This is a genomic window from Nocardioides zeae, from assembly GCF_030818655.1.
Classification (GTDB): Bacteria; Actinomycetota; Actinomycetes; order Propionibacteriales; family Nocardioidaceae; genus Nocardioides; species Nocardioides zeae_A.
In genome coordinates, this window is the sequence record NZ_JAUTAN010000001.1 from 3,659,514 (window position 1) to 3,686,255 (window position 26,742).

The following is a 26,742-nucleotide window of genomic DNA, read 5'->3' on the forward strand; positions in this document are numbered from 1 at the left end:
CGAGCCTGCCACGCGCGGGCCCGACGGCCTAGGGTCGAGAGGGTGACCCCGGATCCCACCCGCGCCCGCGTGTTCGGCTCGTTCGCCGAGGACTACGACCGCTACCGGCCCGACTACCCGGCGGAGGCCCTCGAGTGGGTGCTCGGCGAGGGGGTCGACGAGGACAACGGCGAGGAGCCCCGCCGCGTCGCCGACGTGGGGGCCGGCACCGGCAAGCTCACCGCCGCGCTGGCGGCCCGCCGCCTCGACGTGGTGGCGATCGACCCGGACGAGGCCATGCTCGCGCAGCTCGCGGAGCGGGTCCCGAGCGTCGAGCGGCACGTCGGGCGCGCCGAGGAGCTGCCCCTGGAGGACGACTCCGTCGACATGGTGCTGCTCGGCCAGGCCTGGCACTGGGTGGAGCTCGAACCCGCCGTCGCGGAGGTACGCCGCGTGCTCCGTCCCGGCGGCAGCCTCGCGCTGCTCTGGAACACGGTCGAGGACGACCAGGGCGGCTGGGTCGCCGAGATCGAGTCGCTCGACCCGGCCCCACCGCGCACGGCGGACTGGAGCCCCGACGACGTCGGTCTGCCCGAGGGGGAGTCCGAGCTCGCCGCGATCCGGTGGACCTGGTGGGTCAACGTCGACCAGGTCGTCAGCAACCTCGCGACCCACTCGGGTATCGCCACCCTGCCCGACGACGAGCGCGAGGCGCTGCTCGACCGCGCCCGCGGCATCGTCGAGCGCGCGGTCGAGGAGCAGGACCGCGGCGACGGCATGATCGCCTGGCCCCACACCTGCCTGTGCGTGCGCTGGACGCCCCGGGACTGACGCGGGGACTGACGCTGACCGGACGCTGACCGGACGCTGACCGGACGCTGACCGGACGCGGACCGGGTCGGCCCGGGCGGCGCGCTCAGGCTCGGGCGCGCACGACCACGGCGCCGCCGAACGCGCGGCGCACCAGCGGGAGGGCCGCCAGCAGCAGCACGGCCGGCAGCGCGAAGGCGATGCCGAGGCCCCGTCCCTCGCCGACGACGCCGAGCGAGGCGGCGCCGAGCACCACGCCCGCGTAGTTGAAGAGGTTGACCCGCGCCACGACCTCGTCGCTGCGCCCGGGCGCGAGCTCGCCCGCCGCGCCGAAGGCGAGCGGGACCAGCGTGCCCGTCGCGACGCCGGCCAGGGCGAAGCCCGCCACCGCGCCCGGCACCCCGGGGACGACCGCGACGAGGCCGCACCCGACGGCGCCGACCACGATCCCCGCCAGCGCGACGGGCGCCCGGCCCGACCGGCGCACGAGCACGTCGGTCACCAGCCGGGTGGTCAGCACGGTGCCCTGGTAGACGGCGTAGCCCAGCGGCGCCAGCGCCGCGTCCGCCACGAGCCCGTCGAGGTAGACCGTGCTCCACGTCGAGACCGCCGCGTCGACGGCGAACGCGACGAGCACGAGGGCGCCGACGAGCCGGATGCCCCGCCCGGGCAGCGGCCCCCGGCCCTCGCTGCCGGGCTCGCGGGCGGCGCGGGCGTGGTCGAACAGGCGCACACCGACGAGCGCGACGACGGCGAGCAGACCCGCGGCCACCACCATGCCGGTCGTGCCGGACAGGTCCGTCGTCGCGACCCCCGCCGTCGTGAGGGCCCCGACCGCCGCCGCCGCCGTGTACGCCGCGTAGCAGCGTCCGAGCAGCGGTCGGCCCCGACGCCGCTCGGCGAGCACGCCCTGCATGTTGCTGGCCGCGTCGACGGCGCCCAGCCCCGCGCCGTACACCGCCGTCGCCGTCATGAAGAGCCCCAGCGAGCCGGCCGTCGCCGCGACGGTGAGCGCGGCGGCCTGCACGAGCAGGCCGCCGGCGAGCGCCTGGCGGCTGCCCCACCGCACGGCGACGAGGTCGGCGAGCACCGAGCCGACCGCGGCGGCGACGCACACGCCGAGCAGCAGGCCCGAGACGAACGCGTCGCCGAACGCGAACCGGTCCTTGAGGGCGGGCAGTGCCGTGACGACCGCGGCGTACCCGAACCCCTGGGCGGCGAACGCCGCTGCCACGACCGGGGCGGAGCCAGGGCGCGTCATGCACGCATGATGGACCCATGACGCCCCCCAGCATCGGAGAACTGCGCAGCCGACCGGCGCTCGAGCACCTCGACCTCGTCGCGGCCCCCGTCGCGGCGGCGCTCCAGGCGTGGGCCGCGGCCGACCCGGTCACCGCGGGGGCCGTCGGCGTGGTCGAGATCGACCCGGACCTGGCCGACACGGCGGCGCTCACGGAGGCCTATCCCGAGCTGCTCCCCACGATGTCCTTCAACTGCGTGCTCGTCGCCGGACGGCGCGACGGGGAGGAGCGGGTGGCCGCCTGCGTCGTGCGCGCCGACACCCGTGCCGACGTGAACGGCCTGGTCAAGCGATCCCTCGACGTGCGGAAGTGCTCGTTCCTGCCGATGGAGCGGGCAACGGAGGAGTCCGGCATGGAGTTCGGCGGCATCACCCCGGTGGGGCTGCCGGACGCCTGGCGGGTGCTCGTCGACGAGCGGGCCCGCACGGCGCCCGTCGCCGTCATCGGCTCGGGGCTGCGTCGCTCGAAGCTGCTGCTCCCCGGCTCCTCGCTCGTCGCGGTCCCGGGCGTCGAGGTCGTCGCCGACCTCGGTCGCTGAGCTCACCCCGGGTCGTGGTGCCAGCCCTGCGGAAATCGGGGGCCTCACACCACGACCCGGGACGAGGAGGGGTCGAGCGGGTCAGGCGCCGGGCTGCGCCACCTCGAGGACGGACAGCTGGATGCCGTTGGAGTACGTCGCGTGCTCGACCAGCGTGAGCGCGACCTTGTCCGCGTCATCGGCGAAGAGCCGCTTGCCGCTGCCGAGCACGAGCGGGAACGTCAGCAGGTGGAGCCGGTCGACGAGGCCGGCGGCCAGCAGGCCCTGCGCGAGGGTGGCACTGCCGTGCACGTGGATCTCGCCGCCCTCGGTCTCCTTCAACGCCGCCACGTCGTCGAGGCCGCGGAGCACCTCCGTGCCCGTCCACTCCGGGTCCTGCAGGGTGGAGGACACGACGTACTTCGGCATCGCGTTGTAGGCCGCGAACTCCTCCATCGACGGCCACACCGGCGCGAACTCGTCGTAGCTGCGGCGCCCCAGCAGCAGCGCCGTCGCCGTCTCCATCTCGCGGCCCTTGATCTCGTAGGCCTCCTCGACGAACGGGACGTCCTCGAAGGTCCAGCCCGCGTGCGGGTGGTCGCCGCCCCCGGGGGAGTCGACGACGCCGTCGAGGGTGACGAACTCGGTGACGACGATGGGGCGCACGGCTTCCTCCTGGGCTCGCCCGCCGGGGGTGGGGCGGTGGGTACGGCGAGTCTGACCCCCCACGGACCCGGAAGTCATCGGGGGCTGCCGGGGGCGTCGGGAGCGTCGTACGGTGACCGGGTGCTCGAGCTGACGTTCTCCGGCGAGGTCGTCCACTGGCGCGGGCCCGCGCCGTTCCACTTCGTGGTGGTGCCGCCCGACGAGACCGACGAGATCCACGCGGTGGCGGGGGCGGTCACCTACGGCTGGGGGATGATCCCCGCGACCGTGACCGTGGGCGGCACGAGCATGACGACCGCGATCTTCCCGCGGGACGGCGGCTACATGGTGCCCCTCAAGGTGGCGTTGCGGCGCGCCGAGGAGGTCGAGCTCGGTGACGTCGTCACCGTGACGGTGGAGATCGCCGTCCCCTGAGCGCGGGGCTCGCTGGTCAGCGCGTGACGGGGCGGGCGTCGGCGGCCGACGCGGCGGAGCCGCCCTCCACCTCGACGAGCGCGGAGGCGCAGGCGGCGTGGAGCACGACGAGGAGCTCGGTGTAGGTCTGCTCGCCCTGCGGGCCGGCCTTGAGGTAGGCCGCGCGGGCCCGGTTGAGCTGGAGCCGCAGCACGGCCGACTGGCCCGGGTCCTTCGCCTCCAACCGGCGCAGGGCGCGGTCGAGCGCGACGTACTCCCGCACGGCGTCGGTCCCGTCCTGCGTGCGCTCCCCGGCGGTGTGCATCTGCTCCCCTCGCTCTCTGCTCCAGAAGAAAGAAAAACCGGAGCGCCCACGCGCTCCGCCGCGACGATGGTGCCACAGTTCCGCGCCGAATTCAGGGTCGTCCCGGCAGGCTGTGGACGGACCTCCGGCGCCACGGTGAACGGTGGATGACGCGGGGGTGAGGGCGGGGTCGTCGGCGGGCGCGGTTGCGGTCGCGAGCCGCGGGTCGGCGTACGCTGGTTGAGCGCTCAACGACCCCACGGAGGACCCCATGACCGTCCAGCTCGGCCTCGACACGTTCGGCGACGTCAGCTCCGACGCCAGCGGGGCCCCGGTGCCCCACGGCCAGGTGATCCGCGACCTCGTCGAGCAGGCCGTGCTGGCCGACGGGATCGGCATCGACGCGATCGGCATCGGTGAGCACCACCGCGACGACTACGCGGTCTCGGCGCCGGACATCGTGCTCGCCGCGGTCGCGGCCCGCACGGAGCGGATCCTCCTCGGGACCGCCGTGACCGTGCTGAGCAGCGACGACCCGGTGCGGGTCTACGAGCGCTTCGCCACCCTCGACGCGCTCGCCCCCGGGCGGGCGGAGGTCACGATGGGCCGCGGATCGTTCACCGAGTCGTTCCCCTTGTTCGGCCTCGACCTCGGCGACTACGAGCGGCTCTTCGAGGAGAAGCTCGACCTCTGGGCGGCGCTCCAGGGCGAGGGCGAGGTCTCCTGGGAGGGCTCGGTGCGCGGCCCGCTGCGGGGGGCGCGCGTGTTCCCGACGACGGCCGCCGGCCGCATCCCGACGTGGGTCGGCGTCGGTGGCTCGCCGGAGTCGGTGGTGCGGGCCGCCAGCTACCGCTTCCCGATGATGCTGGCGATCATCGGCGGTGAGCCGGCTCGCTTCGCGCCGTACGTCGAGCTCTACCACCGCGCGCTCCGCGAGCTGCACCCCGAGCAGGCCGACGAGCGGCTGCCGGTGGGCGTGCACTCGCCGGGCTTCGTCGCCGACACCGACGAGGAGGCGCGCGAGCTGCTGTTCCCGCACTTCAAGGCCAACCGCGAACCGCATCGGCCGCGAGCGCGGCTGGGGCCCGGCGACGCGGGCGCAGTTCGACGCCGAGGCCGACGCGGGCTCGCTCTACGTCGGGTCGCCCGAGACCGTCGCGCAGAAGATCGCGGCGACCGTGCGCACGTTGGGGATCGACCGGTTCGACCTCAAGTACTCCAACGGCCCCCAACCGCACGCCCAGCTCATGCGGTGCATCGAGCTCTACGGCACCCAGGTCGCGCCCCGCGTGCGGGAGCTGCTGGCGGACTGAGGGTCCTGCGCCCGGGGGCTCGAGCCTCGGCGCGGAAAGGGTCACGGACGACAGCCGATCCGGCCTCCGGGCTGGCGTTCGTGCCCCTTTCCGTACGGCGCTCTTCATGCCGCTCGCGGCGGCATGCGCCGCGGGGCCCAGCGCTGGCGCAGCCACGCGGTGCCGGCGGCGGTCTGGGTGCTCTCCCGCAGCAGGGCCCGCCAGGGCCGCAACCGCGCCGGGTCGTGGTCGCGCCCCGCCGCACGGTCGAGGTCGCGCGCCAGCGTGCCCACCTGTCCAAGCAGGTCGTGGCGCGTCACCGCGATCCGTGACCAGTCGACGGCGCCCAGACGCCGGTCACGGCGGAGGTCGTCGCGCTGCGCGTCCGCCTCCCGGTGGGTGGCGCCGTCGTACTCGACGAGGGTCCGGGTCCCCCGGGGCACACGTCACCGCGGGCGACGAGCCGGCCGTCGGCGTCCCGGACCTCGTGCTGGGCCTCGACCTCGAGACCGAGCACCAGGCACAGCGCACCGAGGACGACCTCCATGGCCGACTCGGCGCCGTCGAGCACCAGGCCCAGCGCAGCCCGCAGGCGCGGACCGCCTCGGGCATCGGGGACGTGTGCAGCCTGTTCCACCGCCGTACGGGGCACCCCGGCGTGGAGTGCTCCCGCGACGACCATCGCCAGGTCGAGCGTGCCGAGCAGGCGCCCGCAGTCGAGCAGCGTCCGCGCGGCCGACGAGAGGCGGAGACCGGACACGGTCTCGATCGGTGTGGGGCCGGCCGTCCGAGCGACGCGCAGCTCCGGGCGACGCACCCGGCCGCTGCCCCGCGGCGTGCTGGCGAAGACGGGGACGTCGTCGGGGAGCAACGGCAGCCACCACCCGCGGGCTCCGGCGGCCGTCAGCCCGGTCAGGACCGCCGACGGTGGCAGCACCTGCTGTACGGCAAGCAGGTCGAGGTCAGGCGCCCCGGCGGGTGGTGCGACCTGCCGGTGGGCGCCGTGCACGACCCGGGTCCAGCCCGCTCGACGCACCCGGCCCAGCTCGACCAGGTCGGCGTGGTCGGTCTCGTCGGTGTGGTCGGGGCGCGCGGCCCCATCGGCGGTGCTCACCCGTTCACGATGGCCTCGTCCTGACGGGGCTCGGGGCGTCGTCGTCCGACCTGGGGACGATCGCAGCCCGTCGCGAGCCTGGGGACACCCAGCGGGCCGTCCGGACAGGGGCACGAACGCCACGCCAGATGCCGGATCGGCTGTCGTCCGTGACCCTTTCCGCCGCGGGCTCGACCCAGCGGTGGGTTCGGATCAGCCGCCCGGCGTCAGGCCGGGGGCTCCTGCCCGTTGGGCGACGCGTCGCCCTCGGCCTGCTCCTTCGCGTGCTCGGCCAGCGCCGCGTCGAGGTCGAGGTCGCGCAGGCCGGTGATCAGCTGCTCGAGGGCCGCGGGCGGCAGGGCGCCGGCCTCGCGGTAGACGAGCGTGCCCTTCTTGAACGCCATCAGCGTCGGGATCGACGTGATCTGGGCGGCGCCGGCCAGCTGCTGCTCCGTCTCGGTGTCGACCTTGGCGAAGACGACGTCGCCGTGCGACTCCGACGCCCTCTCGAAGACGGGCGCGAAGGCCTTGCACGGGCCGCACCACTCCGCCCAGAAGTCGACGATCACCAGCTCGTTGTCGGTGATCGTGCGCTCGAAGTCGGTGGATCCGATGTTGACCGTGCTCATGGCCGCTCCTTCGTCGTCGGGCCTGTCCCCACCTCCAACGAGGCCGGGCGGACGGGTGTTCCCCGCTCCCGCTAGCGTCTCCCCCTCGCCCAGCCCGATCCCCAGCCCGACCCCCAGCCAGCACGAGGAGCCCGATGCCGCCCCGCCCGCGCCGTACCGCCACCCGCACCCGTCCCCGGCCCGCCGACATGGTCGCGCCGCCCGGAGCGGTCGAGGTGTTCACCGATGGGGCGTGCTCCGGCAACCCCGGCCCCGGCGGGTGGGCGTGGGCGATCGACGAGGAGCGGTACGCCGCGGGCGGTGAGGCCGCGTCGACCAACCAGCGCATGGAGGTGCGGGCGGCCTACGAAGCGGTCCTGGCCAACCCGGGACCGCTGGTGGTGGTGAGCGACTCGACGTACGTCGTCAACTGCTTCCGCGACCGCTGGTGGGCGGGGTGGCTGCAGCGCGGCTGGACCAACAGCGCGCGGCAGCCGGTGGCGAACCGCGACCTGTGGGAGCCGCTCGTCGCGGAGGTCAACGCCCGCGGCGACGTGGCCTTCCGCTGGGTGAAGGGCCACTCGGGCAACCGGATGAACGACCTCGTCGACCGGCTCGCGGTGCAGGCGGCCAAGGAGGTCTGACCGCGGGCGGAAACCGGGGTGCGACGGCGCGGAGCCGACTGCGACACTGACGCCCATGCGGCCCATCGTGCAGAGCAAGAAGCTTCAGAACGTGCGCTACGACGTGCGAGGTCCGATCCTCGTCGAGGCGCAGCGGCTCGAGGCGGAGGGCCACCGCATCCTCAAGCTCAACATCGGCAACCCGGCGCCGTTCGGGTTCGAGGCGCCCCAGTCGATCGTCGCCGACATGGTGACGCACCTGCCGGACGCGCAGGGCTACTCCGACTCGCGCGGCATCTACTCGGCGCGCACGGCGGTGGCGCAGTACTACCAGTCGCGGGGCCTCACGGACACCTCCGTCGACGACGTCTTCATCGGCAACGGCGTCTCCGAGATGATCTCGCTGGTGCTGCAGGCGTTCCTCGACGACGGCAACGAGGTGCTCGTCCCGGCGCCGGACTACCCGCTCTGGACGGGGGCCGTGACGCTCTGCGGCGGCACGCCGGTGCACTACCGCTGCGACGAGGAGAACGGGTGGAACCCCGACCTCGCCGACATCGAGGCCAAGATCACGCCGAACACCCAGGCCCTCGTGATCATCAACCCGAACAACCCGACGGGCGCGGTCTACAGCGAGGAGACCGTCAAGGGCCTCGTCGACATCGCCCGGCGCCACGACCTCGTGCTGATGAGCGACGAGATCTACGAGAAGATCCTCTTCGACGACGCGGTCCACCACCACACGGCGACGTACGCCGGCGACGACGTCCTCTGCCTCACCTTCTCCGGCCTGTCGAAGGCCTACCGGGTCTGCGGCTACCGCGCCGGCTGGGTGATGATCTCGGGCCCGAAGCACCTGGCGGAGGACTTCCTTGAGGGCCTGACCCTGCTGTCCAACATGCGCATGTGCGCGAACGTGCCGGCGCAGCACGCGATCCAGACGGCGCTGGGCGGCTACCAGTCGATCAGCGAGTACATCGGGCCCGGCGGCCGGTTCTACGAGCAGTCGAAGACCGCGTGGCGCCTGCTCAACGAGATCGAGGGCGTCAGCTGCGTGGAGCCGATGGGTGCGCTCTACTGCTTCCCGAAGCTCGACACGGAGATGTTCGGGATCACCGACGACCAGGAGTTCGTCATCGACCTGCTCCGGGCGAAGAAGCTGCTCGTCACCCACGGCACGGGCTTCAACTGGTTCGAGCCCGACCACTTCCGCCTCGTGACGCTGCCCGACGTCGACATGCTGACCGAGGCCATCGAGCGGATCGCCGACTTCCTCGCCACGCTGCGCCGCTGACCCCTCGGTCCCACCCGGGCCGGCCCCCTCTCCGGGGTAGTCCCTGACGTTCCGCACACGACACGCCGACGATCGCCGGCGACACGGTGCGAAACGTCAGGGACTACGACGGCGGTGGGAGCTCAGCCGGCGATCCCCGCCACGACGCGGGTGGCCTGCTCGATGGCGCGCTTCGCGTCGAGCTCCGCCGCGACGTCGGCCCCACCGACGAGGTGCACCGCGGCGCTGCCGCCCGGGTACGCCGCAGCGCCGTCCAGCGCGTCGTACACGTCCCGCACGGACTCCTGCCCGGCGCACACGACGACGTGGTCCACGGCATACAGCCGCTGCTCCCCGTCGACCGTCACCCACAGGCCGTCGTCGTCGATGCGGTCGTAGGTCACGCCGGAGACCTGCACGACGCCCGACTGCTTGAGCACGGCCCGGTGGGCCCAGCCGGAGGTCTTGCCCAGGCCCACGCCGATGGGCGTGGTCTTGCGCTGCAACAGGTAGACCTCGCGCACGACGGCGCGCGGCTTGGGCTCCGTCAGCCCGCCGCGGTCGAGGGCGGGGTCGCCGACGCCCCAGTGCGACTTCCACGTCGCGACGTCGTCGATGGACTCGGCCGGGTCGTGGGTGAGGAAGTGGGCGACGTCGACACCGATGCCGCCGGCACCGATGACGGCGACGCGCTGGCCGCAGGTGACGCGGCGGGCGAGCACGTCGGCGTACGAGACGGCCTTCGGGTGGTCCATCCCCGGGATGGCGGGCACCCGCGGCTCGACGCCGCTCGCGACGACGACCTCGTCGAAGCCCGCCAGGTCGTCGGGGGTCGCCGTGGTGCCGAGGCGCACGTCGACGCCGAGCACCTCGAGCCGGCGCGTGTAGTAGCGCAGCGTCTCCGCGAACTCCTCCTTGCCGGGGATCTGCATCGCGAGCTGGAACTGCCCACCGAGGTGGGGGTTGCGCTCGAAGAGGGTGACGGCGAAGCCGCGCTCCGCGGCCGACACGGCGGCCGCCAGACCGGCGGGTCCGGCGCCGACGATGGCGACGGTGCGGCGGGTCCGCGTGGGGCTGAGCACCAGCGTCGTCTCGCGGCACGCCCGCGGGTTGACGAGGCACGACGACAACTTGTTGCTGAAGATGTGGTCGAGGCAGGCCTGGTTGCAGGCGATGCACGTGTTGATCTCGTCGGCCCGCCCGGCGGCCGCCTTGGCGACGAGCGCGGCATCGGCGAGGAACGGTCGCGCCAGCGAGACGAGGTCGGCCTCCCCGGCGGCGAGGATGTCCTCGGCCACCTCCGGGGTGTTGATGCGGTTCGACGCGCACACCGGGGTGGCGATGCCGGACGCCCGCAGCGCGGCCCGGAGCCGGGCGGTGGAGTCGCGCCACGCGGCGCGTGGGACCTGCGTGATGATCGTCGGCACCCGGGCCTCGTGCCAGCCGATGCCCGTGTTGAAGACGTCGACGCCGGCCTCGACGAGCGCGTGGGCCAGCTCGACGGTCTCCTCCCACGTCTGCCCGTCCTCGACGAGGTCGAGGAGCGAGATGCGGTAGTCGAGCAGGAAGTCGTCGCCGACGAGCTCCCGGGTGCGGCGCACGACCTCGATCGGGAAGCGCATCCGCTTCGCGGCGCTGCCGCCCCAGCGGTCGGTGCGGTCGTTGGTGCGCGCGGCGAGGAACTGGTTGATGAGGTAGCCCTCGGAGCCCATCACCTCGACGCCGTCGTACCCCGCCCGCTGCGCCAGCCGCGCCGCCCGCGCGAAGTCGCTCGCCGTGCGGTCGACCGCCTTCGTGCTGAGCGCGGTGGGCCGGAACGGCGTGATGGGGCTCTGGCGGCGCGACGCGCCGACGTTGAGCGGGTGGTAGCCGTAGCGGCCGGCGTGCACCAGCTGCAGCACGATCTTCGCGTCGTGCTCGTGCACCGCGTCGGTCACCTGCACGTGGCGCGCGGCCTGCAGCCGGCTCGTCATCTCCGAGCCCACCGGCTTCAGCCAGCCTCGCTTGTTGGGCGCGTAGCCGCCGGTCACGATCAGCCCGACCCCGCCGGCGGCGCGCTCGGCGAAGTAGGCCGCCAGCTTGCCGATGTTCCAGAACCCGTCCTCGAGCCCGGTGTGCATGGACCCCATGACGCTGCGGTTGCGCAGCGTGACGCTGCCGCGCCCGTGCGCCGTGGGGACGGTGAGCGGGCTGAGGAAGGTGGGGTACGCCGTGGGTGCGGTCATCGGGACTCCTCGCGGTCGGTCTCGGGATGGGGATCAGGGGTGCTCGGCGCCCCGTGCGCCGTCAGGTACTCGTCGAGCCACGTGACCCAGAACCGCTCCATGAGCAGCCCTCCGCGGAGCACGAGCCAGCGGTCGAGGGCGGGCCCGGCGAGGGCGTCCGGGTCGGGGAACTGCTCGGCCGCCATGGCCTCGAAGGTGCGGAGCCGCGCCCGGTGCTCCTCCCGCCGGACGGCGAGGTGGGCGAGCACGGCCGCACGGTCGCCGTACGCCGCGCCGCGCATCTTCACCGCCACCTCGTCGCGCAGCGGTCCGGGCGAGGTCGGCGTCGCCAGCCACTCGGCGAGCACCTTCGCGCCGACGGGGGAGACGGCGTAGACCTTCTTGTCGGGCCGCCCGGTCTGGGTGACCGTCTCGACGTCGACCCAGCCGTCGTCGGCCATGCGACCCAGCGTCCGGTAGATCTGCTGGTGGCTGGCCTGCCAGAAGTTGCCGAGGGTGCGCTCGAAGCGCTGGGTGAGCTCGAGGCCCGAGCCGCCGCGCTCGCGCAGCGCCACGAGGAGCACGTGTTCGAGGGCCATGTGCGGAAGCGTGCCATGCAACGCGTTGCAGTGCAACTGGTTGCAAGCACGTCCCTCTCCCCGGGTCGTGGTGTCAGGCGCACGCTTTCCGCAGGCCTCACACCACGACCCGGGGACGGGGAGCGGGGGGACGCAGTGGTGTCACCTCCCCGCAACACGCATGGGCCACCATGCGCCCATGGCCTGGATCGTGCTCGTCCTGTCGGGGTGCCTCGAAGCGGTGTGGGCGACCGCCCTCTCACGCTCGGAGGGCCTGACCCGCCTGGTGCCCTCCGTCGTCTTCGCCGTCTCCGTGGTCGCCAGCATGGTCGGCCTCGCGTGGGCGATGCGGACGCTGCCGGTGGGCACGTCCTACGCGGTGTGGGTCGGGATCGGTGCGGCGCTCACCGCGTCGTACGCCATGGCCACCGGCGCCGAGGCCTTCTCGGCGGTGCGCGCGCTCCTGCTGCTGGGCATCGTCGCCTGCGTCATCGGTCTCAAGCTCGCCCACTGAGCCCGGCCCGGGGAGGCCCTCGCGACCGTGACAGTGAACCTGTCATGATCCGTCCATGCCACTCACGCTGGGACAGGGAACGGGGCCGCTCGCCGGCCTGAAGGTCGTCGAGCTCGCGGGGATCGGGCCGGGCCCGCACGCCTGCATGATCCTCGCGGACCTCGGTGCCGACGTCATCCGCATCGACCGCCCGGGCGGAGGCGCCCTGTCGGTCGTCGCCGACCCGCGCCACGACCTGCTCACCCGCGGGCGGCCCAGCGTGGCGGCGAACCTCAAGGACCCGATCGCCCGCGACACCGTGCTCGACCTCGTCGCCGAGGCGGACGTGCTCGTCGAGGGCCTGCGGCCCGGGGTGACCGAGCGGCTCGGGCTCGGTCCCGACGACTGCCTCGCGCGCAACCCGCGGCTCGTCTACGGACGGATGACCGGCTGGGGCCAGACGGGCCCGCTCGCCCACGCGGCCGGCCACGACATGGACTACATCGCCATCACCGGCGCCCTCCACGGGCTGGGCCAGGACAAGGCCCGCCCGCACTTCCCGAGCAATCTCGTCGGCGACTTCGGCGGCGGCTCGACCTACCTCGTCATCGGCATCCTGGCCGCCCTGGTCGAGCGCGGCATCAGCGGCAAGGGCCAGGTCGTCGACGCCGCGATCGTCGACGGCACCGCCCACCTCAACGCCATGGCCTCCGCCATGCTGGCCGGCGGCGGCTTCACCGAGGAGCGCGCCGCCAACCTGCTCGACGGCGGCATCCCCTACTACGACATCTACGAGACCGCCGACGGCGAGCACCTCGCGGTCGGGGCGCTCGAGCCGCAGTTCTTCGACGAGCTCGTGACACGCCTCGGCATCAAGGAGCAGGCGCCGACCCAGGCCGAGCTCGGCCGGTACGACGAGCTGCGCACCCTCATCGCCGACACCATCCGCTCGCGGACCCGCGCCGAGTGGACCGAGGTGTTCGACGGCACCGACGCGTGCGTCGCGCCGATCCTGCGCATGAGCGAGGCCCCGGAGCACCCGCACGTCGCCGCCCGGGAGATCTTCGTCGAGCGCGACGGCGTCGTGCAGCCGGCGCCGGCCCCCCGGTTCTCGCGGACGGCGCCGACGCTGACCCTGAGCCCCCACCGCGCCGGCGCCTACACCCGCGAGGCGCTCGCGGCGTGGGGCGTCGCCGACGTCGACGGGCTGATCGACTCGGGAGCGTTCGTCCAGGCCTGAGTGCCGGTGGCGGGGGTGACGCCGGCGGCGCCCCCGGCCCTGGCACCCTTGCCCGGTGATCCTGCTCGCCGCCGCCGTGGTCGCCGCCGGGGCCTGCCTCGTCGCGGCGCTCGTGCTCGACGGCGTCCGACAGCTGGTGGTCGGCGTGCTGGCCGCCGGGCTGGTGCTCGGCGTCGGTGCCGTCAGTCCCGACCACGCCGAGCGGGCGGTGCTCGACCTGCTGCCGGTCGTGGGCTACCTCGTGGCGATCCTCGTGCTGGCCACGCTGGTCGAGCGCGGCGGCGTCTTCGCCTGGCTCGGCGGGATCGTCGCGGCCGGCGCCCGCCGCGCGGCCGACCCCGGCCGGCGGCTCGTGCTCCTCGCCGTGCTCACGGCGGCGGTGGTCACGGCGCTGCTCACCCTCGACGCCACGGTCGTGCTGCTGGCGCCGGTGCTCGCGCTGGCGGCCCGGGGCCTCGGTCGCGACCCCTGGCCGCTGGACCTCGCCTCGGTGCGCCTCGCCAACACCGCGTCGATCCTGCTGCCGGTCTCCAACCTCACCAACCTCGTCGCCTTCGACGCCGCCGGGCTGACGTTCCTCCACTTCACGTTGCTGATGGCGCCGGCGTGGCTCGTGGTCGTCGCGGCCGAGCACGTCGTCGTACGCCGCGCACAGCGCCCGGCCGCCGTCACGCCCGTGGCGACGGTGGCCCCCGTGGCGGTCCCGCGCCCCGACCGGCTCACCCTCGTCGTGCTCGGCGTGACACTGGCGGTGATCGTGGTCGGCGGCCAGCTCCACCTCGAGCCGGTGTGGCCGGCGCTGGCGGCGGCCGTGGTGCTGGGGGTGCGCGCGGCGCTCACCCGTCGCCCGGGCCTGCGGCTCGCCCCGACGCGGCTCCTCGCTGCGGGGCAGGTGCCCTTCGCCGTCTTCGTGCTCTGCTGGGCGATCGCCGTGACGGCCCTGGCCGACCGTGGCGGCGCCGACCTCCTCGACCGGCTGCTGCCCGACGGCACGGGCGTCGGCAGCCTCGTGGTCGTGGCGCTCGTGGCAATGGTGGCCGCCAACCTGCTCAACAACCTCCCGGCGACGCTGCTGCTCGTGCCGCTGGCGGCACCCGTCGGGCCCGAGGCCGTGCTCGCGGTGCTCGTCGGGGTCGGGGTGGGCGCGAGCGCGACGTACGCCGGCTCCCTGGCCAACCTCCTCTGGCTCCGCAATCCCGCCCTGGAGCACCCGGCGGACGTGGGCCGGCGCTTCCACGCGGCGGGCCTCCTCGTCACGCCCGTGCTCGTCGTGGTCGCGACGGCCGTCATGGCCGGCACGGCGGCGCTCGTCGGCACCTGAGCGTCGTGGCCTCAGCGCCCCGTTTTCCGGCGCGCTGAGGCCACGACCGCGGTGGCCACGTCGCGCGCGGCGCTCGCCGACACGTGCCCGTCGCGCAGCCGCATCGCGAGGTCGCCCGACACCACGAGCAGCAGCGACGACGCGAGCTCGTCGGCCCCCGCCTCGCCGACCACGGGCACGGCCAGCGCCCGCAGCCGGGTGCGCAGCTCGTCGGTGTCGCGCGCGAGGGCGGCGGCCAGGGGGGCCGGGGGGTCGGCGTGCTCCGCCGCGCTGCCGAGGAACGCGCACCACCGGGCGCCGTCGGGCCGCGACCGGAAGGTCTCGAGGGCGTCGAAGACCGCCAGCAGGCGGGCCTCGTCGTCGGGCGCCGCCGCCACGGCGGCCTCCCAGGTGAGCAGCCACGTGTCGAGGCGGCGCTCCAGGGCGGCGACGAGCAGGCCGTCCTTGCTGCCGAACGCGCGGTAGAGCGTCGCCGGTGACACCCCGGCCAGCGCGAGCACCTCGTCGACCGGCGTGGCGGTCACGCCCCGGCGGAAGAGCAGCTGGTCGGCGGCGTCGAGCAGCTTCTTCTCGGTGCTCGCTCGGCTGGCCACGGGTCCCACCCTAGACTCGGCAAAATGAAACGCACGTTATCGCTTTCGTGGGGACCGGCGACCCCCTCCGGCGTGCTCGCCCTCGCCGGCCTCGCCCTCGTCGCGAGCACCTACGGCCTGGTGCGCCTCGCCTACGGCCTCTTCCTCCCCGACGTGCAGGCCGACCTCGCCCTCGGGGACCGTGCCGCGGGCTACGTCTCCTCCGGCGCCTCCCTCGCCTACTGCGTCGGTGCGCTGGCGGGGCTGGTCGCCGACCGCCGTCCACGGACGGTGCTGACGGCAGCCGTGCTCACCGGCGGCGTCGGCGCCACGGGCATGGCGCTCGCTCCGGGCGCCGGCACCTTCGCGGTCGCCGCGGTGCTCGCGTCGTCCTCGGCCGGGCTCGCCTCGCCGGCGCTCGTGGCGATCGTCGACCGCCAGGTGGCCGCCGAGCGCCGCGAGCGGGCCCAGGCGGTCGTGAACTCCGGGACCGGCCCCGGGCTCGTCGCGGCCGGCCTGCTCGCTGTGGTGCTGCTGCCCGACTGGCGGGCGGGGTTCGCCGCCGGTGCCGCCGCGACCCTCCTCTGCGGCGGACTGGTGCTGCTCCTCGCGCGGGGCGGCTCCTCCGGACCCGCCGGCCCGCGGCCCGCCGGGTACGACGCGGGTCACGCCGCGACGTACCGGGTGCCCGCGCTGCTCGTCCCCGCGCTCGGTGCCCTCGGGCTGGGCGCGGCCTCGGCTGCGGCGTGGACCTACGGGCGCGCCCACCTGGCCGCCCAGGGCCTCGGCGAGACGGCGACGACGGTGGCGTGGATCGGCATCGGGGTGGGTGGTACGGCGACGGTGCTGACCGCGCGCCACCTCGCGGCCCGCTCGCCGCGGGCCGGGTGGGCCGTGACGGTGGCGGCCGTCGCCTGCGCCCTCGTGCTGCTCGGCGCCGCGGGTGGGGCCCCGGTCCCGGCCGGGCTGGCCTGCGCGCTCTTCGGCTGGGGCTTCGTCGCGGCGACGTCCGCCCTCATCGCGTGGGCGGGGGAGCTGCGCCCGCAGGCGCCCGCGGGCCTGGTCGCCGGGTTCTTCGTGCTGCTCGTGCTCGGCCAGGCGCTGGGCTCCGCCCTGGCGGGCGAGGTCACCGGGCGCAGCGGGTCGGGCGCGGCCTTCCTGCTCGCCGGCGCCGTCGCGGCGCTGTCCTGTGCGGCGTCCCTCCCCGGGCGCGCCGGGACGGAGCCGAGTGCGACCCGATCGGACAGTGCCCGCACGCCGGCGCCCTGGTAGACCTGTGACGTGGACCTCACCCTGACGCCCGACCAGGAGGCCTTCCGGGCCGCCGCCCGCGAGTTCTGCGACCGCGAGGTCGTGCCGCACCGCACGGCGTGGGACCGCGCCGAGTCCGTCGACCTCGCGATCGTGCCCAAGCTCGGAGAGCAGGGGTTCTTCGGCGTGAAGATCCCGGAGGAGTACGGCGGCCTCGGCCTCGACCTCCTCACCTACTGCCTGGCGATGGAGGAGCTCGGCCGTGCCGACTCCGCCATCCGCGGGATCGTCTCGGTGTCGGCCGGTCTCTTCGCCGGACCGATCCTGGCCCACGGCACCGAGGAGCAGAAGCAGCGGTGGCTGCCCGGGATCGTCGCCGGCGAGCTGCTCGGGTGCTTCGGCCTCACCGAGCCCGGCCACGGCTCCGACGCCGCGAACCTGCGCACGAAGGCGGTCCGCGACGGCGACGACTGGGTGATCGACGGCGAGAAGATCTTCATCACCAACGGCACCTGGGCCGACGCCTGCCTCGTGTTCGCCCGCACCGGCGGGCCCGGCCCGAAGGGCGTCTCCGCCTTCATCGTCCCGACGGACACGCCCGGCTTCGAGCGGCGCGAGGTGACGGGCAAGCTCGGGCTCCGCGGCCAGGCGACCGCGGCGCTGTCGTTCAGCGGCGTGCGGGTGCCCGCCGACGCCCTCCTCGGCGAGGAGGGCCAGGGCTTCCGGATCGCGATGTCGACGCTCGACACCGGCCGGGTGGGCATCGCGGCGAGCTGCACCGGGATCGTCGCGGGCTGCCTGGCGGCGACGGTGGAGTACACGACCCAGCGCGACCAGTTCGGCAAGCCGATCGCCGCCCACCAGCTCGTGCAGGACCTCATCGCCGACATGTCGGTCGACGCCGACGCCGCGCGGCTGCTGGTCTGGCGCGCCGCCGACCTCGCGATGCGCGGCGAGCCGTTCTCGCTCGCCGCGTCGAAGGCCAAGCTGTTCGCCTCGGAGGCGGCCGTGCGCGCCGCCAACAACGCCGTCCAGGCCTTCGGGGGCTACGGCTACGTCGACGACTACCCCGTCGCGAAGTACCTCCGCGACGCCCGCGTCATGACCCTCTACGAGGGCACCAGCCAGATCCAGAAGCTGCTCATCGGTCGCGCGGAGACCGGGGTGTCCGCGTTCGTGTGACCGACGCGGCTCCCCGCGACCCAGCGGTACGCCGCGCGAACGCGCTCCGCTGCTTAGGCTGGTCCGCATGTACCGACTCCGCAACGGCGTGCAGAACTACTCGTGGGGGTCGCCCGAGGCCATCCCGCGCTTCCTGGGCGAGCGTCCCGACGGCACGCCGGTCGCCGAGGTGTGGATCGGCACCCACGCCCTGCAGCCGTCGACCGCGGTCGACGCGACGGGCAACGCGAAGCCGCTCTCCGACCTGACCGGCGACCTGCCGTTCATGCTCAAGGTGCTCGCCGCCGACCAGCCGCTGTCGTTGCAGGTGCACCCCAGCAAGTCGCAGGCCGAGGACGGGTACGCCGAGGAGGAGCGCGCGGGCATCCCGCTCGATGCCCCGAACCGCGTCTACAAGGACGACAACCACAAGCCGGAGATGGTCTACGCGCTGACCACCTTCGACAGCCTCATCGGGTTCCGCCCCACCGTGGAGATCCTCCGCGTGCTGGCCCCGCTGGAGACGCCGCTGACCCAGAAGCTGGCCGAGGACCTCCGCGCCGACCCCGGCTTCGCGGGCATCGTGCGTCGCGTCGAGTGGCTCCTCAGCTCCGAGGTCAGCCCGGCCCAGATCGGCGAGGTCGTCGGCGCCTGCCGTGCCCTCGGCAAGATGGGCCTCGACATCAAGCGCGCCTACTCGACCGCGGTCGAGATCGCCGAGTACTACCCCGACGACGTCGGGGTCGTCATCTCCCTCATGCTCAACCGGATGACGCTGCAGCCGGGCGAGGCGGCCTACCTGGGCGCGGGCATCATCCACGCGCACCTCAAGGGGCTGTGCCTCGAGGTCATGGCGTCCTCCGACAACGTGCTGCGCGCCGGCCTGACGCGGAAGCACGTCGACCCGACCGGCCTCGTGACCTGCCTGGGCACGACCGGCATGGCCCGCATCGCCCGGGTCAACCCCGAGTTCGCGCTCGCGGAGACGGAGGTCTTCAGCCCCGCCGACGTCGAGTTCGCGCTGGCCGTCACCCAGGTCTCGCACGCCGACCCCGAGGGCGTCGCCGTCGTCAACGCCCGGCAGTCGCTGCTCATCTGCACCGGTGGCGAGGTCGACGTGCGCAACGGCGCCGGCGAGCAGGTGCGGCTGGGCCGCGGCGAGTCGGTGTTCCTCGGCCCGGAGGACCGCGACTGCGTCATCATCGGGCTGGGCGAGGTCGCGCAGGCCTTCGAGCCGGCCCGCCGGGCCGTGCACTCCCGCCTCGTCGACGTCGTCTGACGCCTCCGCTCACTCCGCGGTGACGGGCCGCATCGTGCGCGTCACCCGGGTACGCCGCGCGTGGAGCCCCCGCGCCACGGCGGCCACGATGGCCTCGCCCTCGAGCACGCCGCACGTCAGCAGGTCGACGTTGGCCAGGTCGTGCTCGGGCCACGTGTGCACGGCGAGGTGCGACTGCGACAGCACGAGCGACATCGTCACCGCGCCGTTCGGGAAGACGTGCGCGGCCTCGCCGAGCACCACGGCCCCGCCGGCGGCCGCCGCCTCGCGCAGCACGGCCACCATCGCGACCGCGTCGGCCAGCACCGTCGGGTGGTCGGTCCAGACGTCGAGCGCGTAGGAGCACATCTCGTCACCGGACGGCGCGGTGACGGGCGCGGTGACGGGCGCGGTGACGGGCGCGGTGACGGGCGCCGTCGCCGACGCGGCCGCGAGGGGGGCATCCAGGCTCACGGCGGGGGACCCTTCCCCGCCGTACCCGGTCTCACGCGTCCGGATCGTGCTTCTCCCGCAGCTCGGCCGGGGTGAGGCCGTCCTCCGTGTGCGGCACGTCCTCGGGCAGCGACGGGGTGGGCGCCGGCGGGGCCGTCGGGCCCGCGGGCGCCGTGGGCGTCCTGGTACGGCGCGTCCGCCGCCACCGCCTCGTCGACGCTCTCGTTGAGGTAGCGAAGCACCTCCACCACCGTCGCCGCGACGGGCACGGCGAGGAACGCGCCCGTGATGCCGAAGATGGTCGAGCCGGCCGTGACGGACATGAGCACGATGCCGGCGTGCAGCCGCATGCTCTTGCCCTGCAGCCACGGGGAGAGCACGTTCCCCTCGAGCTGCTGGACGGCCACGATGATGATGAGCACGATGAGCGCGTCACCGGGCCCGTTGGTCACGAGCGTGACGAGGCAGGCGAGCGCTCCGGCGGTGACGGCGCCGACGATCGGGATGAACCCGGCGAAGAAGGTGAGGATCGCCAGGGGGATGGCGAGCGGGACGCCGATGAACACCAGGCCGAGCCCGATGAAGAGCGCGTCGATGAAGGACACGAGCGCCTGGGTGCGGATGAAGCCGCCCAGGGTGTTCCACGCCCGGCTGATGACCTCCACGAAGTGGCCCCCGACGCGGCGGCCGCCGATCGCGGAGACCCACGGCAGGAAGCGGTGGCCGTCCTTGATGAAGAGGAACGTCAGGATGAGCATCAGCACGAGGTTGATGAGCACGTTCGTGACCGCCGAGATGCCGGTGATCACCCCGGCGCTGATGTTGGCCGACTGGTCGGTCAGCCAGTCCTGCACGGTCTCGAAGGCCTGCGTGATCTGGCCGTCGCTGATCTGCAGCGGACCGTCCTGCAACCAGTCGCGCACCTCGCCGACGCCGCGCACGGCGCTGTCGGCGATGTCGTTGGACTGGCCGGCCACCTGGGGCGCCAGCAGGTAGCCCACGAGGACGAGGCTGCCGAGGAAGCCGAGCATCACGCCGGCCGCGGCCAGGGTCGACGGCACGCCGTGCCGCCGCAGCCACGTGGTGGGTGGCGCCAGCAGGGTCGCGAGGACGAGCGCGAGCGCGACGGGGAACCAGACGACCCACGTGTGCCCGACGATCCACCCCAGGATGTAGAGCGACACCGCGCCCACGATGAGCCGGATGCCCCAGACGTTGAGCTTGCCCAGGCCGCGGTCGATCACGTCCGCACGGTCGGGCTGGGGTCGGGGTCGATGGTCCGGGTTCTCGCTGGCGGAGGACGTCGTCACGGGCCAACCCTAGGCCGTCGGGTCCGGCGGGCGCGGCGGTGCGCCGTACGGGCCGTTTTGTTACTCACGGGTCACTCGAGGGGCCCCGGACCTTCCACGTTGACAGTAATGGTGTCACAATCGGCGACGGACACCGATCGGCACGGGTCTGCCCGGAGGCCGATCCACTGCAACCATCGAGGCAGGCAAGGACCGACATGGCAGAAGCATTCGTGTACGACCACGTTCGTACGCCGCGTGGCAAGGGCAAGAAGACCGGCTCCCTCCACGAGGTGAAGCCCATCGACCTCGTCGTCGGCCTGATCGACGAGACCCGCAAGCGCAACCCCGACCTCGACCCCGCCGTCGTCGACGACGTCGTGCTCGGCGTCGTCAGCCCGGTCGGCGACCAGGGCGCGGACATCGCGAAGACCGCGGCGCTCAAGGCGGGCCTGCCCGACACCGTCGCGGGCGTGCAGCTCAACCGCTTCTGCGCCTCCGGGCTCGAGGCCGTCAACCAGGCCGCGTCGCGCATCCGCGGCGGCTTCGAGGACCTCATCCTCGCCGGCGGCGTCGAGTCCATGAGCCGCGTGCCCATGGCCTCCGACGGCGGCGCCTGGGCGATGGACCCGGCCACCGCGCTGCAGACCAGCTTCGTGCCGCAGGGCATCGGCGCCGACCTCATCGCCACGGTCGAGGGCTGGAGCCGCGAGGACGTCGACGCGTACGCCGCGGAGTCCAACGCCCGCGCCGCGAAGGCGCGCGAGGCCGGCTACTTCAAGGGCTCGGTCATCCCCGTGGTCGACGCCAACGGCCTCGTCGTGCTCGACCACGACGAGTTCATCCGCCCCGGCACGACGGTGGAGAGCCTGTCGACCCTCAAGCCCTCCTTCGCCGACATCGGCAAGGGCGCGGGCTTCGACGACGTGGCGCTCGAGAAGTACCACTGGCTCGAGAGCATCGACCACGTCCACCACGCCGGCAACAGCTCGGGCATCGTCGACGGCGCCGCGCTCGTCGCGATCGGCTCGGAGGAGGCGGGCAAGCGCGCCGGCCTCACGCCCCGCGCCCGCATCGTCTCGGCGGCCGTCTCCGGCGCCGACCCGGTCATCATGCTGACGGGCCCCGCCCCGGCCGCCCGCAAGGCGCTCGCGAAGGCGAACCTGACGGTCGACGACATCGACCTGTTCGAGATCAACGAGGCGTTCGCCGCCGTCGCGATGCGCTTCATGCGCGACATGGGCATCAGCCACGAGATCACCAACGTCAACGGCGGCGCCATCGCCATGGGCCACCCGCTCGGCGCCACCGGCGCCATGATCCTCGGCACGCTCATCGACGAGCTCGAGCGCCGCGAGCTGAAGCGCGGCCTCGCCACGCTCTGCGTCGGCGGCGGCATGGGCATCGCCACCATCGTCGAGCTCGTCTGAGCGCCGGAACGACCAGGAGAGAACAGCAGATGACCGAGCAGAGCGCCGTCCGCTACGAGAAGGACGCCGACGGGATCGTCACCCTCACCCTCGACGACCCGAACCAGAGCGCCAACACGATGAACGACCTCTACCGCACGTCGATGACGGCCGCGGTGGAGCAGCTGTACGCCGAGCCCGAGGGCTCCGTGAAGGGCGTCGTCCTCGCCAGCGGGAAGAAGACCTTCTTCGCCGGTGGCGACCTGAAGGGCATGGTCCAGGCCCGTCCCGAGGACGCGGGCGAGATCTTCGCGATGGTCGAGGACACGAAGGCTGCCCTCCGCAAGCTGGAGCTCTACCCCGCGCCCGTCGTCGCCGCGATCAACGGCGCGGCCCTCGGCGGTGGCCTCGAGATCGCGCTCGCGGCCAACCACCGCGTCGCGTGGAACAGCCCCAAGGCGCAGATCGGCCTGCCCGAGGTGTCCCTCGGCCTGCTGCCCGGCGGTGGCGGCGTCACCCGCACCGTGCGCATGTTCGGCCTCCAGACCGCGCTCATGGACATCCTCCTCCAGGGTCCGCGCATGAAGCCGGCGCAGGCGAAGGACAAGGGCCTCGTCGACGAGCTCGTCGACGACCTCGAGCAGCTCCTCCCCGCCGCCCGGGCGTGGCTCGCCTCCGTCGCGGACGACGCGTCGGCCGCGCAGCAGCCGTGGGACCGGCCGGGCTACAAGATGCCCGGCGGCACGCCGTCGACGCCGAAGCTCGCGCAGTTCCTGCCGGCCTTCCCGGCGCTGCTCCGCCAGCAGATCAAGGGCGCGCCCTACGAGGCGCCGCGCGCGATCCTCTCGGCCGCGGTCGAGGGCGCGCAGGTCGACTTCGACACCGCCTCGCGGATCGAGTCGCGCTACCTGACCGGCCTCATCGTCGGCCAGCAGAGCAAGAACATGATCCAGGCGTTCTTCTTCGACCTGCAGGCCATCAACGCGGGCTCGCTGCGTCCCGACGGCCACGACAAGTTCACGGGCCGGAAGGTCGGCGTCCTCGGCGCCGGCATGATGGGCGCGGGCATCGCCTACGTCTTCGCCAGGTCCGGCGCGCAGGTCGTCCTCAAGGACGTCTCCGTCGAGGCGGCCGAGCGCGGCAAGGCCTACTCGGAGAAGCTGCTCGACAAGGCGGTCTCCCGCGGGCGCGAGACCGAGGAGGGCAAGGCGGCGTTCCTCGAGCGCATCCACGCCACCGCCGACCCGGCCGACTTCGCGGGCGTCGACGTGGTCGTCGAGGCCGTCTTCGAGGACCCGGCCCTCAAGGCCAAGGTGTTCGCCGAGATCGCGGAGCACGTCAACCCCGACGCACTGCTGTGCTCCAACACCTCGACGCTGCCCATCACGGAGCTGGCCGAGGGCGTCGACCGTCCGGCGGACTTCATCGGCCTGCACTTCTTCTCGCCCGTCGACAAGATGCCGCTCGTCGAGATCATCCGCGGCGAGGAGACGACCGACGCCGCGCTGGCGAAGGCCTACGACCTGGTCCAGCAGATCAAGAAGACCCCGATCGTCGTCAACGACAGCCGCGGCTTCTACACGTCGCGCGTCATCGGCTTCATGGTCAACGAGGGCCTGCAGCTGCTCGCGGAGGGCGTGCACCCGCAGACCCTCGAGCGGGCGGTCACGCAGGCGGGCTACCCCGTCGGCACGCTGCAGCTCACCGACGAGCTCAACATGGAGCTCATGAAGAAGATCGCCAAGGCGACGGCGGACGCCGCCGAGCGCGACGGCCTCGCCTACGAGCCCCACCCGGGTCTCGCGGTGGTCGACAAGATGATCGAGCTCGGTCGTCCCTCGCGCCTCAAGGGCGCCGGCTTCTACGAGTACGACGAGGCCGGCAAGCGCCAGGGCCTGTGGTCCGGCCTGGCGGAGGCCTTCCCCGTGGCCGAGCAGCAGATCCCGTTCGAGGACGTGCAGGACCGCGTGCTCGTGCTGGAGGCGCTCGAGACGGCGAAGACCTTCGAGGAGGGCGTCATCACGTCCGCCGCGGCGGCCAACATCGGCTCCATCATGGGCATCGGCTTCCCGCCGCACACGGGTGGGGCCGCGCAGTACATGACCGGCTTCGAGGGTCGCGACGGCGCGCTCGGCCTCGATGCCTTCATCGCCCGGGCCGACGAGCTGGCCGACCAGTACGGCGAGCGGTTCCGCCCGACGGAGTACCTCCGCAAGCTGGCCGCCAACGGGGAGTCCTTCCCGGCCTGACCTGCTCCACCTGCTCCACCCGGGCGTGGCCCCAGCGCGACGGAAATCGTCGCGCTGGGGCCACGACCCGTTCCGGGGCTCAGACGGGCTTCAACGGCAGGCGACCTGAGGCGATCTCCTGCGCGAGCGTCGTGACCAGCGTCCCCGAAGCCCGCCACCCGCGCACGCTCTCGGCCCGCAGCACGCGGTGCTGCTCGACGACCTCGACGGTCCAGGGGCGGCGCAGCAGCACCTTCACGAGCCAGAACAGCGGCAGGACGAGCACGAGGAGCAGCAGCTCGACGAGGAGTGCCCCGACGATCGCCAGCAGAGGGATCACGACGACGACGAACAGGATCCCGACCACGATGCCCACGAGGCTGTCGCCCCCGAGGTCGCCGTCGCTGGCGTCGCCGGGCTCGTAACCCAGCCGTCGTCGGGGGCGCCAGGGGAGCATCCGGCGGCGTACGACGACGGTGCGTCCGTCGGGTGTCGAGACCTGCATGACGCCATCCTCGCCGCAGAGGGGCGGCGAGCGGGGCCGATCGTGGACTTCCTGGGGTTCTCGCGACGACGTGCCTACCGTGGAGGGCGACCGTTCCACCGACGACGCACGGAGGTTGCACCATGGGTATCGCCGACAAGGCCAAGAACACCGCGCAGGACCTCGCTGGCAAGGCCAAGGAGGCCCTCGGCGACGCGAAGAACGACGACGAGCTGAAGGCGGAGGGCAAGGCGGACCAGACCAAGGCGTCCGCCAAGCAGGCCGGCGAGAACGTCAAGGACGTCTTCCGCTCCTGATCCTCACCGCCCCCGGGGCGGGACACTGGTGGGCCGCAGCCATCCGCGCGATGATCGGCACCGAACCACCGGTGTCCCGCCCCGACGCACGTCCGCAGCGACCCGAGGAAGCCCGAGGAGCCCCGTGAGCACGCAGAGCACCCTGACCGACTTCACCGCGACCCGGCTCGACGGCCACGTCGAGCCCCTGTCGACGTACGCCGGCAAGGTCGTCCTCGTCGTCAACACCGCCAGCCAGTGCGGGTTCACGCCCCAGTTCGAGGGCCTTGAGGAGCTCTACCAGAAGTACGGCGACCGGGGCCTCGTCGTCCTCGGCTTCCCGTGCAACCAGTTCAACGGCCAGGAGCCCGGCGACGCCGACGAGATCGGGTCCTTCTGCCAGCGCAACTACGGCGTCACGTTCCCGATGTTCGCCAAGGTCGACGTCAACGGGCCCGACGCGCACCCGGTCTACGAGTGGCTGCGCCACGAGAAGTCCGGCCTGCTCGGCGGCAAGATCAAGTGGAACTTCACGAAGTTCCTCGTCGGCCGCGACGGGCGGGTCATCGGCCGCTACGCCCCGACGAAGAAGCCGGAGAAGATCGCCGGCGACATCGAGAAGGCGCTCGCGGCCTGACGCCTCAGGGCGTCGCCATGAGGCGCTTGGCCCCGGCCGGCCACCACTGGCCGGCCGGCGGCCCCCCGTTGCAGGTGCCGTCGGACTCGCCCGGGCGCTTGATCCACGCGACGAAGTCGATGCTCTTCGCGTTCACCACCCGCGTCGTCATGCCGAGCCGGGCCGACGTCGGGTTGCACCACTGGCCGTCCGCCGGTGCGCCGGCGCCGTTGCGCGAGGAGTCGACGAGCACGGTCTTGTTGCGGGCACCGCGCTTCGCCAGCTCCGCGACCACCTGCTGCCCGTAGGCGCCCACCGTGTTGGTGCGCTGGTAGTTGCTGACGTTGACCGCCACCCCGCGGGCGTAGGCGATCCCGGCCTGCGCGATCCGGTCGGCCATGACGGAGGCCGGCTGCCAGGAGGAGTGCCCGGCGTCGAGGTAGACCCACACCCCGGCCGCCTGGAGCTGCTGCGCGGCGTACCGGATCAGCGGCAGCCAGCTCTCCTGCCCGCTGCAGGAGCCGAGCAGCGCGAGCGCGTCGGGCTCGAGCACGGCGACGGCGCGGGAGCCCTTGAGCCCCGCGGCGACCTCGCGGATCCACGAGCGGTACGTCGTCGCGTCGAACCCGCCCGCCGAGTGGCCCCCGCAGTCGCGCCCCGGCAGGGCGTAGATGGCGACGAGCGGGGTCCTGGCGCTCCGCACGCCGAGGTCGCCCCAGGCCTTCGCCGTCGACCGGGCCCGGGAGACCGGCAGCGCGGAGGTGAACCACCGCGCCTGGGCGACGCCGGCGATGGGCTTGAACGCCGCATCCTTCGCCGCGGCCTTCATCGCGAGGCTGGAGGGGTCGACGAGGAGCCCGCGGGTCAGCCGGGGGTCGAGCGCCGCCGGAGCGGCGGCGGGCGCTGCCGCGGCGGCCGGGGACGCCCCGGCGACGGGCGTGCCGCCGGGGGAGAGGAGGCTCAGGAGCAGGGTGACGACCGCGACGCCGGCGACCGTCCAGGGCGCGCGGCGCGGGGACATGGGCGGAGC

28 protein-coding genes are annotated in these 26,742 nt (G+C 73.6%); 16 read left to right on the forward strand and 12 right to left on the reverse strand.

The genetic code is table 11. The features are described 5' to 3' along the window. Positions 1-42: 42 nt before the first annotated feature. Positions 43-810 (forward strand): class I SAM-dependent methyltransferase, encoded by a 768-nt coding sequence (locus tag QE405_RS17340; protein WP_307203025.1) that lies wholly within the window; start codon positions 43-45, stop codon positions 808-810. Positions 811-895: 85 nt separating this feature from the next. On the opposite strand, the gene QE405_RS17345 is transcribed toward QE405_RS17340, so the two are convergent. Then, on the reverse strand, positions 896-2,050 hold the full coding sequence (locus QE405_RS17345) for an MFS transporter (RefSeq protein WP_307203027.1): 1,155 nt from the start codon (positions 2,048-2,050) through the stop codon (positions 896-898). A gap of 17 nt (positions 2,051-2,067) precedes the next feature. Between QE405_RS17345 and QE405_RS17350 the strand changes: the two genes are divergently transcribed. Further along, a complete protein-coding gene (locus tag QE405_RS17350; RefSeq protein WP_307203029.1) occupies positions 2,068-2,628 on the forward strand; it encodes a YbaK/EbsC family protein in 561 nt (186 codons plus the stop codon). An 81-nt stretch (positions 2,629-2,709) separates the two neighbouring features. Here the strand turns inward: QE405_RS17350 and QE405_RS17355 are convergent, their stop codons facing one another. Next, positions 2,710-3,273 (reverse strand): dihydrofolate reductase family protein, encoded by a 564-nt coding sequence (locus QE405_RS17355; protein ID WP_307203031.1) that lies wholly within the window; start codon positions 3,271-3,273, stop codon positions 2,710-2,712. Positions 3,274-3,393: 120 nt separating this feature from the next. Between QE405_RS17355 and QE405_RS17360 the strand changes: the two genes are divergently transcribed. Continuing rightward, positions 3,394-3,687, forward strand: coding sequence for a DUF1905 domain-containing protein (locus QE405_RS17360; RefSeq protein ID WP_307203033.1), 294 nt, complete (start codon positions 3,394-3,396; stop codon positions 3,685-3,687). A 16-nt stretch (positions 3,688-3,703) separates the two neighbouring features. On the opposite strand, the gene QE405_RS17365 is transcribed toward QE405_RS17360, so the two are convergent. After that, entirely contained in the window at positions 3,704-3,991 is a 288-nt protein-coding gene (locus QE405_RS17365; RefSeq protein WP_307203035.1) for a hypothetical protein, read from the reverse strand. A 250-nt stretch (positions 3,992-4,241) separates the two neighbouring features. Between QE405_RS17365 and QE405_RS17370 the strand changes: the two genes are divergently transcribed. Then, complete coding sequence (locus tag QE405_RS17370) at positions 4,242-5,594, forward strand: LLM class flavin-dependent oxidoreductase (RefSeq protein ID WP_307203037.1); 1,353 nt, start codon at positions 4,242-4,244, stop codon at positions 5,592-5,594. On the opposite strand, the gene QE405_RS17375 is transcribed toward QE405_RS17370, so the two are convergent. Then, the gene (locus QE405_RS17375) at positions 5,579-6,376 is read right to left on the reverse strand and encodes a hypothetical protein (protein WP_307203039.1); all 798 of its coding nucleotides are present in this window, start codon (positions 6,374-6,376) and stop codon (positions 5,579-5,581) included. The genes QE405_RS17370 and QE405_RS17375 overlap by 16 nt on opposite strands. A gap of 206 nt (positions 6,377-6,582) precedes the next feature. Beyond that, positions 6,583-6,984, reverse strand: coding sequence for a thioredoxin (trxA, locus tag QE405_RS17380; RefSeq protein ID WP_307203040.1), 402 nt, complete (start codon positions 6,982-6,984; stop codon positions 6,583-6,585). Positions 6,985-7,118: 134 nt separating this feature from the next. Between trxA and QE405_RS17385 the strand changes: the two genes are divergently transcribed. Both QE405_RS17385 and QE405_RS17390 read left to right on the forward strand, forming a co-directional pair. After that, positions 7,119-7,607 (forward strand): ribonuclease H family protein, encoded by a 489-nt coding sequence (locus QE405_RS17385; protein WP_307203042.1) that lies wholly within the window; start codon positions 7,119-7,121, stop codon positions 7,605-7,607. A 55-nt stretch (positions 7,608-7,662) separates the two neighbouring features. Next, positions 7,663-8,880, forward strand: a complete 1,218-nt coding sequence (locus QE405_RS17390; RefSeq protein WP_307203045.1) for a pyridoxal phosphate-dependent aminotransferase — start codon at positions 7,663-7,665, stop codon at positions 8,878-8,880. A gap of 122 nt (positions 8,881-9,002) precedes the next feature. Here the strand turns inward: QE405_RS17390 and QE405_RS17395 are convergent, their stop codons facing one another. Then, entirely contained in the window at positions 9,003-11,084 is a 2,082-nt protein-coding gene (locus QE405_RS17395; protein WP_307203046.1) for an NADPH-dependent 2,4-dienoyl-CoA reductase, read from the reverse strand. Then, positions 11,081-11,662, reverse strand: a complete 582-nt coding sequence (locus QE405_RS17400) for a PadR family transcriptional regulator (RefSeq protein WP_307203047.1) — start codon at positions 11,660-11,662, stop codon at positions 11,081-11,083. The genes QE405_RS17395 and QE405_RS17400 overlap by 4 nt, the downstream gene beginning before the upstream one ends. A 178-nt stretch (positions 11,663-11,840) precedes the next feature. Between QE405_RS17400 and QE405_RS17405 the strand changes: the two genes are divergently transcribed. Genes QE405_RS17405 through QE405_RS17415 form a run of 3 tightly spaced genes read left to right on the forward strand, consistent with a single transcriptional unit; the run spans position 11,841 to position 14,695 of the window. After that, complete coding sequence (locus QE405_RS17405; protein ID WP_307203049.1) at positions 11,841-12,155, forward strand: DMT family transporter; 315 nt, start codon at positions 11,841-11,843, stop codon at positions 12,153-12,155. Between the two features lie 55 nt (positions 12,156-12,210). Then, positions 12,211-13,374, forward strand: coding sequence for a CaiB/BaiF CoA transferase family protein (locus tag QE405_RS17410; protein WP_307203050.1), 1,164 nt, complete (start codon positions 12,211-12,213; stop codon positions 13,372-13,374). A gap of 55 nt (positions 13,375-13,429) precedes the next feature. Beyond that, positions 13,430-14,695 (forward strand): ArsB/NhaD family transporter, encoded by a 1,266-nt coding sequence (locus QE405_RS17415; RefSeq protein WP_307203052.1) that lies wholly within the window; start codon positions 13,430-13,432, stop codon positions 14,693-14,695. Positions 14,696-14,706: 11 nt separating this feature from the next. On the opposite strand, the gene QE405_RS17420 is transcribed toward QE405_RS17415, so the two are convergent. Then, entirely contained in the window at positions 14,707-15,288 is a 582-nt protein-coding gene (locus QE405_RS17420; protein WP_307203054.1) for a TetR/AcrR family transcriptional regulator, read from the reverse strand. 72 nt (positions 15,289-15,360) lie between these two features. On the opposite strand from QE405_RS17420, the gene QE405_RS17425 reads away from it, so the two are divergent. The 3 genes from QE405_RS17425 to manA all read left to right on the forward strand — a co-directional run bounded on the left by QE405_RS17425 (position 15,361) and on the right by manA (position 18,958). Then, positions 15,361-16,539: an MFS transporter gene (locus QE405_RS17425; RefSeq protein ID WP_307203056.1), complete on the forward strand. Its 1,179-nt coding sequence runs from the start codon at positions 15,361-15,363 to the stop codon at positions 16,537-16,539. Positions 16,540-16,548: 9 nt separating this feature from the next. Further along, the gene (locus QE405_RS17430; RefSeq protein WP_307203058.1) at positions 16,549-17,700 is read left to right on the forward strand and encodes an acyl-CoA dehydrogenase family protein; all 1,152 of its coding nucleotides are present in this window, start codon (positions 16,549-16,551) and stop codon (positions 17,698-17,700) included. A 67-nt stretch (positions 17,701-17,767) separates the two neighbouring features. After that, positions 17,768-18,958 carry a mannose-6-phosphate isomerase, class I gene (gene manA / locus QE405_RS17435; RefSeq protein ID WP_307203060.1) on the forward strand — a complete coding sequence of 397 codons (1,191 nt, stop codon included), beginning with the start codon at positions 17,768-17,770 and terminating at the stop codon, positions 18,956-18,958. A 9-nt stretch (positions 18,959-18,967) separates the two neighbouring features. On the opposite strand, the gene speD is transcribed toward manA, so the two are convergent. Then, complete coding sequence (gene speD, locus QE405_RS17440) at positions 18,968-19,411, reverse strand: S-adenosylmethionine decarboxylase (RefSeq protein WP_307203062.1); 444 nt, start codon at positions 19,409-19,411, stop codon at positions 18,968-18,970. Continuing rightward, on the reverse strand, positions 19,408-20,700 hold the full coding sequence (locus tag QE405_RS17445; protein ID WP_307203064.1) for an AI-2E family transporter: 1,293 nt from the start codon (positions 20,698-20,700) through the stop codon (positions 19,408-19,410). The genes speD and QE405_RS17445 overlap by 4 nt, the downstream gene beginning before the upstream one ends. Before the next feature lie 197 nt (positions 20,701-20,897). Here QE405_RS17445 and QE405_RS17450 point away from each other — a divergent pair, with 197 nt between their 5' ends. Together QE405_RS17450 and QE405_RS17455 are read left to right on the forward strand one after the other, a co-directional pair. Further along, the gene (locus QE405_RS17450) at positions 20,898-22,109 is read left to right on the forward strand and encodes an acetyl-CoA C-acetyltransferase (protein ID WP_307203066.1); all 1,212 of its coding nucleotides are present in this window, start codon (positions 20,898-20,900) and stop codon (positions 22,107-22,109) included. Positions 22,110-22,138: 29 nt separating this feature from the next. Beyond that, positions 22,139-24,337: a 3-hydroxyacyl-CoA dehydrogenase NAD-binding domain-containing protein gene (locus QE405_RS17455; protein ID WP_307203067.1), complete on the forward strand. Its 2,199-nt coding sequence runs from the start codon at positions 22,139-22,141 to the stop codon at positions 24,335-24,337. Positions 24,338-24,416: 79 nt separating this feature from the next. Here QE405_RS17455 and QE405_RS17460 read toward each other — a convergent pair whose 3' ends face one another. After that, the gene (locus tag QE405_RS17460; RefSeq protein ID WP_307203069.1) at positions 24,417-24,821 is read right to left on the reverse strand and encodes a hypothetical protein; all 405 of its coding nucleotides are present in this window, start codon (positions 24,819-24,821) and stop codon (positions 24,417-24,419) included. Positions 24,822-24,943: 122 nt separating this feature from the next. Here QE405_RS17460 and QE405_RS17465 point away from each other — a divergent pair, with 122 nt between their 5' ends. Both QE405_RS17465 and QE405_RS17470 read left to right on the forward strand, forming a co-directional pair. Next, positions 24,944-25,117 (forward strand): CsbD family protein, encoded by a 174-nt coding sequence (locus tag QE405_RS17465; RefSeq protein ID WP_163771602.1) that lies wholly within the window; start codon positions 24,944-24,946, stop codon positions 25,115-25,117. A gap of 124 nt (positions 25,118-25,241) precedes the next feature. Then, positions 25,242-25,733 carry a glutathione peroxidase gene (locus tag QE405_RS17470; protein WP_373459472.1) on the forward strand — a complete coding sequence of 164 codons (492 nt, stop codon included), beginning with the start codon at positions 25,242-25,244 and terminating at the stop codon, positions 25,731-25,733. Positions 25,734-25,737: 4 nt separating this feature from the next. Here QE405_RS17470 and QE405_RS17475 read toward each other — a convergent pair whose 3' ends face one another. Beyond that, entirely contained in the window at positions 25,738-26,733 is a 996-nt protein-coding gene (locus QE405_RS17475; RefSeq protein WP_307203071.1) for a glycoside hydrolase family 6 protein, read from the reverse strand. Positions 26,734-26,742: the final 9 nt, after the last annotated feature.